The sequence below is a fragment of the Mesorhizobium sp. M7A.F.Ca.US.005.03.2.1 genome, assembly GCF_003997795.1.
Taxonomy (GTDB): domain Bacteria; phylum Pseudomonadota; class Alphaproteobacteria; order Rhizobiales; family Rhizobiaceae; genus Mesorhizobium; species Mesorhizobium ciceri.
On sequence record NZ_RZRP01000201.1, the window covers coordinates 1 to 8,377 of the forward strand.

Below are 8,377 nucleotides of genomic sequence, written 5' to 3' on the forward strand. Positions count from 1 at the left end.
ATCTTGGGATTGCCGAGCGTCACCGCCATGCCGGCGAAGAACAGTTTTATCGCCGAATCCTCGCGCGGCATCTCGCCCTCTTTTGCATCGACAGGCGCGGTCCACATCTTCCAGGCGAGGTAAGCGAGATAGGCAACGCCGACCCATTTCACCACGACGAAGGCGAAATGGAAGGTCTGCGCCACGACAGCCAGCCCGAACACCGCCAGCGATAGCCAGATGCCCTCGCCGATCCACATGGCGAGCAGGAACGGGAACACGTCGCGAAACCCTTTCGAGATGACGCGGGCGACAAGCGCCGCGATCGATGGCCCAGGCGAGCCCGCGGCAACGAACAGAGCGGCGGCGAAAATCAGGAGCGAGGTGGGGTGCATAACCGGGTCTCTGGTTGAAAACCTTCGATTTCGGATATTAACGCAAGTGGCTCGGCTGCGGTAGCACCGACAAAAGACCCTTGTCGGTCCGGCATGTCGCGGCTAGAAAGGCCATCGCGAAACAATTTTGAGCTTCACTTTGCCTACGTAACCGCCGGTCTCGCCAACTCCCCCGACACACTGCATGACACCGCATTTGCGGTATCTGTTTTCATTTTCATGTGTTCTTCTGGGCGGCGGTTCGAGACCGGTTTGGCACTGCTGAACCGTTGTTGCGCGCTGCCGCCCGTGACATCCGATTTCCAATCATAGCAAGCGACCGCCACGCCGCGCCCGCATGGGCATCTCGACATCGCCGGCCTGATGAACTTCCCGACGGGAAGGGCTTATCGGCATGTCTGGACTTCTGCGTATCCACTGGGCAATCGCACCCCAGACCGCACCTCGACCGCTCATCAATTGCAACCGCTGCGGCACCGTGAGGGCCTATTGCAGCAGCGGAAAGTTCCGCGTCAACGCCAGTGGCAAACGCATCGACGTGTGGCTGATCTATCGCTGCATCGACTGCGACAATTCCTGGAATTTCGGCATTTTTGAACGCTGCAACCGCCGCGACATCGACCCGGCGCTGCTGGCGGCGCTCGAAAGCAACGATCCTGCACTCGCTCACCGTCATGCCTTCGATGCGGTGGCGTTGCGCAACCGGATCGGGCGCGTCGAGGAGTTCTCCGATGTCAGCGTTCACAAGCGCAGGCTCGGCGACACCAGGGAAGCCGCGACCGTGTTGGAACTCCAGCTTGGGCTCGAAATGCCGACATCGCTGCGGCTCGACCGGCTGCTCGCAAGTGAACTCTGCATCTCGCGATCACGGCTTCAGGCGCTGGAGGAGAAGCGGCTGCTCATCGTTGACCCGGATGGAGCAAAGGCCCTGCGCAAGCCGGCCCGTGCGAGAAACACGATCCGCATCGATCTGGCCGGCGAGGCCGATCGGCAGGCCATCATCGCGGCTGCCGGTGGATGAACGAAAAAGGGGCGGAACACTGGTTGCTCCGCCCCTCTCCGCTGTTGGAAAAAATAAGAGCTTACGCCGCGCCGACCACCTTGGACGACTTCTCGAACCGCTTGCGCTCGTTCGGATCGAGATAGAGCTTGCGCAGCCGAATGGTCTTCGGCGTCACTTCGACCAGCTCGTCGTCCTGGATCCAGGCCAGCGCGCGTTCCAGCGTCATGCGGATCGGCGGGGTCAGCTTGACCGCCTCGTCCTTGCCGGCGGCACGGATGTTGGTCAGCTTCTTGCCCTTGAGCACGTTCACTTCAAGGTCATTGTCGCGGCTATGGATGCCGATGATCATGCCCTGATACACCTTGACGCCCGGATCGATGACCATCGGGCCGCGATCTTCCAGGTTCCACATGGCGTAGGCGACCGATTCGCCCTGTTCGTTGGAAATCAGCACGCCATTGGTGCGGCCTGGCAGCTCGCCCTTGTAGGGCTCATAGGCATGGAAAAGCCGGTTCATCACGGCGGTGCCGCGCGTGTCGGTCAAAAGCTCCGACTGGTAGCCGATCAGGCCACGGGTCGGCGCATGGAAGACAATGCGCTGACGATTGCCGCCGGATGGGCGCAGTTCGACCATCTCGGCCTTGCGCTCGGACATCTTCTGCACGACGACGCCGGCATGCTCCTCGTCGACGTCGATGACGACTTCTTCGACCGGCTCCAGCAATTCGCCATTCTCGCCCTTCTGCATGACGACGCGCGGACGCGACACGGCGATTTCAAAGCCTTCGCGCCGCATCGTCTCGATCAGCACGGCCAGCTGCAATTCGCCGCGGCCGGAGACGAAGAACGAATCCTTGTCAGGCGATTCCTCGATCTTCAGCGCGACATTGCCTTCGGCTTCGCGCAGCAGGCGGTCGCGGATGACGCGGCTGGTCACCTTGTCGCCTTCGGTGCCGGCCAGCGGACTGTCGTTGACCAGGAACGACATGGTCACGGTCGGCGGATCGATCGGCTGCGCATGCAGCGGTTCGCTCACGCTCGGGTCGCAGAACGTGTCGGCGACGGTGCCCTTCGACAAGCCGGCAATGGCGACGATGTCGCCCGCCTGCGCTTCTTCGATCGGCTGGCGCTCAAGGCCGCGGAAGGCCAGGATCTTGGAAATACGGCCGGTTTCGATCTGAGTACCGTCATGGTGCAGCACCTTGACCGGCTGGTTGGCCTTCAGCGTGCCGCTCTCGATGCGGCCGGTGATGATGCGGCCGAGAAACGGATTGGCTTCCAGGATGGTGCCGATCATGCGGAACGGACCGGGATGAACGGTCGGCTCCGGCACATGCTTGATGACGAGGTCGAACAGCGGCGCCAACTGCTGGTCCTTCGGTCCTTCCGGATTTTCCGAAACCCAGCCATCGCGGCCTGAGCCGTACAGAATCGGGAAGTCGAGCTGCTCGTCGGTGGCGTCGAGCGCTGCGAAAAGGTCGAACACCTCGTTGACCACCTCGACATGACGGGCGTCCGGGCGATCGATCTTGTTGATGACGACGATCGGCTTCAGGCCGACCTTGAGCGCCTTGCCGACGACGAATTTGGTCTGCGGCATCGGCCCTTCGGCGGCATCGACCAGCACGATGGCTGAGTCGACCATCGACAGGATGCGTTCGACCTCGCCACCGAAATCGGCGTGGCCGGGGGTGTCGACGATGTTGATGCGGGTATCCTTCCAGTCGACCGAGGTCGCTTTGGCCAGGATGGTGATGCCGCGCTCCTTTTCGAGGTCGTTGGAATCCATGGCGCGCTCGGCCACGCGCTGATTGTCTCGGAAGGAGCCGGACTGCTTCAAAAGCTGGTCGACCAGGGTGGTCTTTCCATGGTCGACGTGCGCGATGATCGCGATATTACGGATTTTCATGTTCTGGTCTCGGAAGCGTTGCAGGCAGCAGGCCAAAAGGCGCTGCCTCTTTCGGTTGCGCGGCTCATACAGGGTTTTTCGCAGTTGCGAAAGAGGAGGCGCGTCACCAAATACTCATCAAATCTTAAGCATCTGCGTGTGAGATGATTTTGTTAACCAAGGCGGGAACCCTTCGGGGCCCGGGCAGTTCGAACATCATGACCGACAAACTCAACCGATTCTGGCCGCTCATCGCCTCTGTTGCCTTCGCCGTCCTGCTGGCGGCCAACGCCGCGCAGTCGGCCGCGACGACGAAGGAATCACGGCCTGCCTTGCCGTCAGAGGCACAGTCGGCCGAGCAGATTTTCGCCGACGCGCCCGACGGCGTCGACCCGGTGGTGACCGGCCCGGTCAGCGCCGCCTTCAAGCAGCGGCAGGACGCCGCCAACTGCGACAGCGCCGTCTGGCCGAATATCTCCATGGGCTGCTACCCGGCCTAAGACATCGCGCGCCCTAGACGCGCGACACCTTTCCATCAGCGCGCGCTTATGCCGACCGTACCGGGTCGAGCGTCACCTTGTAGAGTTCATTGTCGTCGCGATCCATCAGCCGCACCGTCATCTGCTCGCTGGCGCCTGAAATATCGACCAGTCCGAAGAATTGCAGACCTGCCGACGGCGGTAGGTTCTGTCCCTGTTCGGCGGTCGGCGCCTTGATGAACTTCAGCTCCGGACCGAACGTCATGTCGAAATCGTTCGGCCCGAACGTTCCGGCATGGATCGGACCCGAAACGAATTCCCAGAACGGATTGAAATCCTGGAACTGCGCCTTGTCCGGGTTGTAATAATGCGCGGCCGTGTAATGCACGTCGGCGGTGAGCCAGACGGTGTTGCTGATGCCGGCATTCTTGATGAAGCGCAGCAGGTCGGCGATCTCGAGCTCACGCCCTTTTGGCAAGCCATTGTCGCCATTGCTGACTGCTTCGGCACCAACCTTCTTGGTGCCGTCGTCCCAGACGACGAGGCCGAGCGGCATGTCGGCGGCGATGATTTTCCAGGTCGCCTTCGAATTCGCCAGTTCGCGCTTCAGCCATTTCGTCTGCTGTTCGCCGAGCATGCGCGATTGCGGCGTCATCTCATCCTGCATGTCGGGACCATTGGGGCCGCGATAGGAGCGCATGTCGAGGAAGAACACGTCGAGCAGCGGCCCGTAGGCGATCTTGCGATACACGCGGCCGGGCTCGGAAGGTTCGTAGCGGATCGTCGTCATCTCGTGGAAAGCCCGCGCCGCACGGGCCGCCAGCACGTGGATGGATTTTTCCGTATAGCGGCTGTCGGCGCTGAGATCCTTCGAATCCGACCAGTTGTTCAGGACTTCATGGTCGTCCCACTGGTAGAAAGTCGGGCAGATGGCGCTGAGGCCGAGCACGTTCCTGTCCATCATGTTGTACTTCCACTGGTCCCGGTATTCGTCCAGCGTCTCGGCAACCTTGCGCTTGCCGTCGATCAGCACGACGTTCTTCCACTTGCCGCCGCCGGGCAGGTCGACCTCGTCCTTCATGGCGCCGTCGGCATAGATGGTGTCGCCCGAATGCAGGAAGAAGTCGGGCGTGTGCTTGCCGATCGTGGCGTAGGTCTTCATGCCGGTCTCATCGATGCCCCAGCCCTGGCCGGCGGTGTCGCCTGACCAGGCAAAGCGGATGTCGCGCTTCGAGGCCGGCGCCGTCCTGAAGCGCCCGGTGATCGGCTCGGAAACGGCGTTGATGTCGGCGAGATCGGCTGCCGTCATGCGATAGAAGATATCCTGGTCCGAAGCGAGGTCGGTGAGCAGCCGCTTGACGGTGTAGTCGCTGGCCGGCGACGTATCGAGCGGCGCCAGGCGTGTCGCAGTGGCGAAGTTCTCCGTCGACGACACTTCGAACATGACGCGCGACGGGCGATCGGTGCGCGTCCACACCATGCCGCTGGTTGCGTCGACATCGCCGGACTGGACGCCATGGGTGAAGGCCGGCCGCTGACTGGCGCGCGAATAGTAGGGCAGCGCCAGGCTCGAGACGCCAGCCAGGCCAACGGCGCTGGCGGAGGTGACGAAAGCGCGGCGAGTCATCGAAAGCTTGTTCACGGCTGTCTCCTGGATGGCTTGAACGGTGCCACCAAAATCCAGCGTCAATGTTTCAGGGACATCTCGGGATCATGAAGTTTTTCTGACGATCAACAGGCGGGTGGGCGTTTGCGCGGACGGCGAAGCTGCCGATCTTCCTCCGTGTGGGGGAGATGGCAGCTTGGCCGGTAGCGTCTCTCCCTACGCCGCCTGCGGCTCCGGCTCGAATGCCGGCTTGCTGGTGTTGATCAGCAGCGAGATACAGGCAGCGGCTATTGCCGTCATGCCGGCGATCAGGAAGGCCAGTTCGTAATTGCCCTGCAACTCGCGCATGGTGCCACCGAAGGCGGCGGCGGTCGCCGCACCGATCTGGTGGCCGGCGACGATCCAGCCGAACACGATCGGCCCACTGCGATCGCCGAACGCCTCATTGGCGAGCCTCAGAGTCGGCGGCACGGTGGCGATCCAGTCGAGACCGTAGAGCACGGCGAAGATGATCAGGCTGGTCGCTGAGAAGCCGGAATAGGGCAGGTAGATCAGCGACAGGCCGCGGATGCCGTAATAGACGCCGAGCAGCTTGCGCGGGTCGAAACGGTCGGTGAGCCAGCCCGACAATGTCGTGCCGATCAGATCGAAAATGCCCATCATCGACAGCAGGCCGGCGGCCTGCACCTCGCCGATGCCCATGTCGCCGCAAAACGCGATCAGATGCGTGCCGACCAGCCCGTTGGTGGTGAAGCCGCAGACGAAGAAGGTGGCGAACAGATACCAGAACACCCGCGTGCCGGCGGCACGGCGCAGCGTCGAGAACGTATGCGCCAGAAAGTTGCCCTGTGACGCAGGCGGCGTCGGCGGCACATCGTCAGCCTCGGCGCCATAGCGCACCATGCCGATCGATGCCGGCCGCTCCGGCACCAGCAGCCAGACCAGCGGTATCAGGGCAGCGGTCGCGATCGCGACCGCAATGACAACCGGCTGCCAGCCGCCCGACTGTGCCAGAGCGGCGATCAGCGGCAGGAACACCAGCATGCCCGAGGCACTGGAGGCCGACATCAATCCCATGACAAGGCCGCGATTGGTCTTGAACCAGCGATTGACGATGGTCGCGCCGAGCACGCTGGCGACGGCACCGGAACCAATGCCCGAGAACACGCCCCAGGTGATGAACAGATGCCACGGCTTGGTCATCAGCAGGCTGAGCATGGTCGAGCCCGACATCACCACCAGCGAGGCGAGCAGCGTGCGGCGCAGCCCGATGCGCTCCATCAGGGCTGCGGCAAATGGCCCCGTCAAACCGTAAAGCAGAATGCCGACACCGGCGGCCAGGGAGATGATGTCGCGGCGCCAGCCGAAACTGTTCTCGAGTGGCAGCATCATGACCGAGGGTGCGGAGCGCAGGCCAGCCGCGACCAGCAGGCTGAGGAAGATGACGCCGACCACGACGAAAGCGTAGCGCTGGCCAAAGGGGCGAGATTGAGTTATCATGTTACTGACCGGTACGTTGCAGAGTGGGAACATGTATACGTACCGATCGGTAACATTGTCAATCGAGTCACACGATGCCAACCGACAAAAATATTGAACTGACCATCAGCGACGGTCATGCATCCGCTCCGCCGAAAGCCGCCAAGAAGATCCTCGATGTGGCCTATGACCTGTTCTACCGGCGCGGCATCAGGGCGATCGGCGTCGACGAGATCGTCAAGCGTGCCGGCGTCACCAAGCCCAGCCTCTACCGCAGCTTTCCGTCCAAGGACGAACTGGCCGCTTCCTATCTCAGGCAATATGACCGTGAATACTGGGAGCGCTTCGACGAGGCGGTCGCCGCTCATCCCGGCGACCCGCGCGCTCAGATCAAGGCTTTCCTGACCCGCATCGGCAAGCGCACGCAGGTGGCGGACTATCGCGGCTGCGGCATGACCAATGCGGCGGTCGAATATCCCGACCACAGCCACCCGGCTCGCGTGGTCAGCGAGGCCAACAAGCAGGAACTGCGCCGCCGGCTGCGCGCCATGGCGGCTGCGATGGGCGCGCAAGACCCAGACACGCTCGGCGACGGCCTGCTGCTGCTGATCGAGGGCGCCTATATCAGCGGCCAGTTGTTCGGCCTCGGCGGTCCGGCGCAAGCGGTTGCCCGCAATGCCGACCTGCTGATCCAAGCCAGCTTGAAGAAATAGCGTTTGGCGCTACGCTGCGGCGGCTTGCAACGGAGATTGACCGCCATGCGTGCCATTCTGATCCCGCTTGTCCTGGTCGGTCTCGGTCAGGCGGCGCAAGCCGACGGCATTTCCAGCGCCTACACCGATCTGGATTCGAAAACGGACTGCGTGACCTACGCGCAGGCAGAAGAAGGCGACGGCGACTGGGCCGAACTCGCCTGTTCAGGCTATCGCGGCTATCCCGTACTGATCGCCTATGACGACGCCCGTGAATCGCTGTTCTACGGTTTTCCGCCCGGCGGCGACATGACGACGGTCTGGGAAAGCTTTTCCGGCCTCAATTCGTCCGGAGCCAAAGTCGAATGGCGCATCGAAACCAAGGGCGACACGGCAGTGCCCTATGCCGTCATCCATCGCCGCTCGATCAGCAATCCCGAGGACGAGAAAAAGCCGACCGAGGTGCTGCTCGTCGCCAAGGTCGGCCAGATGGACGCCCGCGACGGCTGCACCGTCGGCCTGGTGCTGGCCACCGGCAATCCCGCCGCCAACGACCAGGCGCGCAAGCTTGCCGACGACAAGGCACGCACCTTCGCCTGCGGCAAGGACAGACACACCGTCATCGGCAAAGTGCCGGCCTTCGGCCGGGTCGACAACTGACGGATCGGGCTACTTGGTCGCCTTGGCCCGCTCGATCGCGTCGACGATCATCTTCTTGGCATATTTGGAATCGTGCCAGCCTTCGATCTTGACCCATTTGCCGGGCTCGAGATCCTTGTAGTGCTCGAAGAAGTGCTGCACCTGCTGGCGCGTAATGTCGGGCAGCTGAGTGTATTCGGTGACATTCTCGTAACGC

General features: G+C 62.5%; 9 protein-coding genes. 4 read left to right on the forward strand and 5 right to left on the reverse strand.

Translation table 11 applies throughout. The features are described from left to right. The coding region (locus EN991_RS13655) for a LysE family translocator (RefSeq protein WP_164769040.1) at window positions 1-374 on the reverse strand (374 nt) is incomplete at its 3' end. Window positions 375-768: 394 nt separating this feature from the next. Between EN991_RS13655 and EN991_RS13660 the strand changes: the two genes are divergently transcribed. After that, window positions 769-1,395, forward strand: a complete 627-nt coding sequence (locus EN991_RS13660) for a DUF1062 domain-containing protein (protein WP_127368952.1) — start codon at window positions 769-771, stop codon at window positions 1,393-1,395. A 61-nt stretch (window positions 1,396-1,456) separates the two neighbouring features. On the opposite strand, the gene typA is transcribed toward EN991_RS13660, so the two are convergent. Continuing rightward, window positions 1,457-3,286, reverse strand: coding sequence for a translational GTPase TypA (gene typA / locus EN991_RS13665; protein WP_013529003.1), 1,830 nt, complete (start codon window positions 3,284-3,286; stop codon window positions 1,457-1,459). Between the two features lie 197 nt (window positions 3,287-3,483). Here typA and EN991_RS13670 point away from each other — a divergent pair, with 197 nt between their 5' ends. Beyond that, on the forward strand, window positions 3,484-3,765 hold the full coding sequence (locus tag EN991_RS13670) for a hypothetical protein (protein ID WP_245460961.1): 282 nt from the start codon (window positions 3,484-3,486) through the stop codon (window positions 3,763-3,765). 46 nt (window positions 3,766-3,811) lie between these two features. Here the strand turns inward: EN991_RS13670 and EN991_RS13675 are convergent, their stop codons facing one another. Together EN991_RS13675 and EN991_RS13680 are read right to left on the reverse strand one after the other, a co-directional pair. Further along, window positions 3,812-5,386 (reverse strand): alkaline phosphatase, encoded by a 1,575-nt coding sequence (locus EN991_RS13675; protein ID WP_127368954.1) that lies wholly within the window; start codon window positions 5,384-5,386, stop codon window positions 3,812-3,814. Window positions 5,387-5,566: 180 nt separating this feature from the next. Further along, window positions 5,567-6,850, reverse strand: a complete 1,284-nt coding sequence (locus EN991_RS13680) for an MFS transporter (RefSeq protein WP_024504198.1) — start codon at window positions 6,848-6,850, stop codon at window positions 5,567-5,569. A gap of 74 nt (window positions 6,851-6,924) precedes the next feature. Between EN991_RS13680 and EN991_RS13685 the strand changes: the two genes are divergently transcribed. Then, window positions 6,925-7,542, forward strand: a complete 618-nt coding sequence (locus EN991_RS13685; RefSeq protein ID WP_127368956.1) for a TetR/AcrR family transcriptional regulator — start codon at window positions 6,925-6,927, stop codon at window positions 7,540-7,542. A 45-nt stretch (window positions 7,543-7,587) separates the two neighbouring features. Continuing rightward, a complete protein-coding gene (locus EN991_RS13690; protein ID WP_027163693.1) occupies window positions 7,588-8,181 on the forward strand; it encodes a hypothetical protein in 594 nt (197 codons plus the stop codon). 9 nt (window positions 8,182-8,190) lie between these two features. Here EN991_RS13690 and EN991_RS13695 read toward each other — a convergent pair. Next, window positions 8,191-8,377 (reverse strand): inorganic diphosphatase (locus EN991_RS13695; RefSeq protein ID WP_206519203.1); only part of this gene is annotated, 187 nt, incomplete at its 5' end.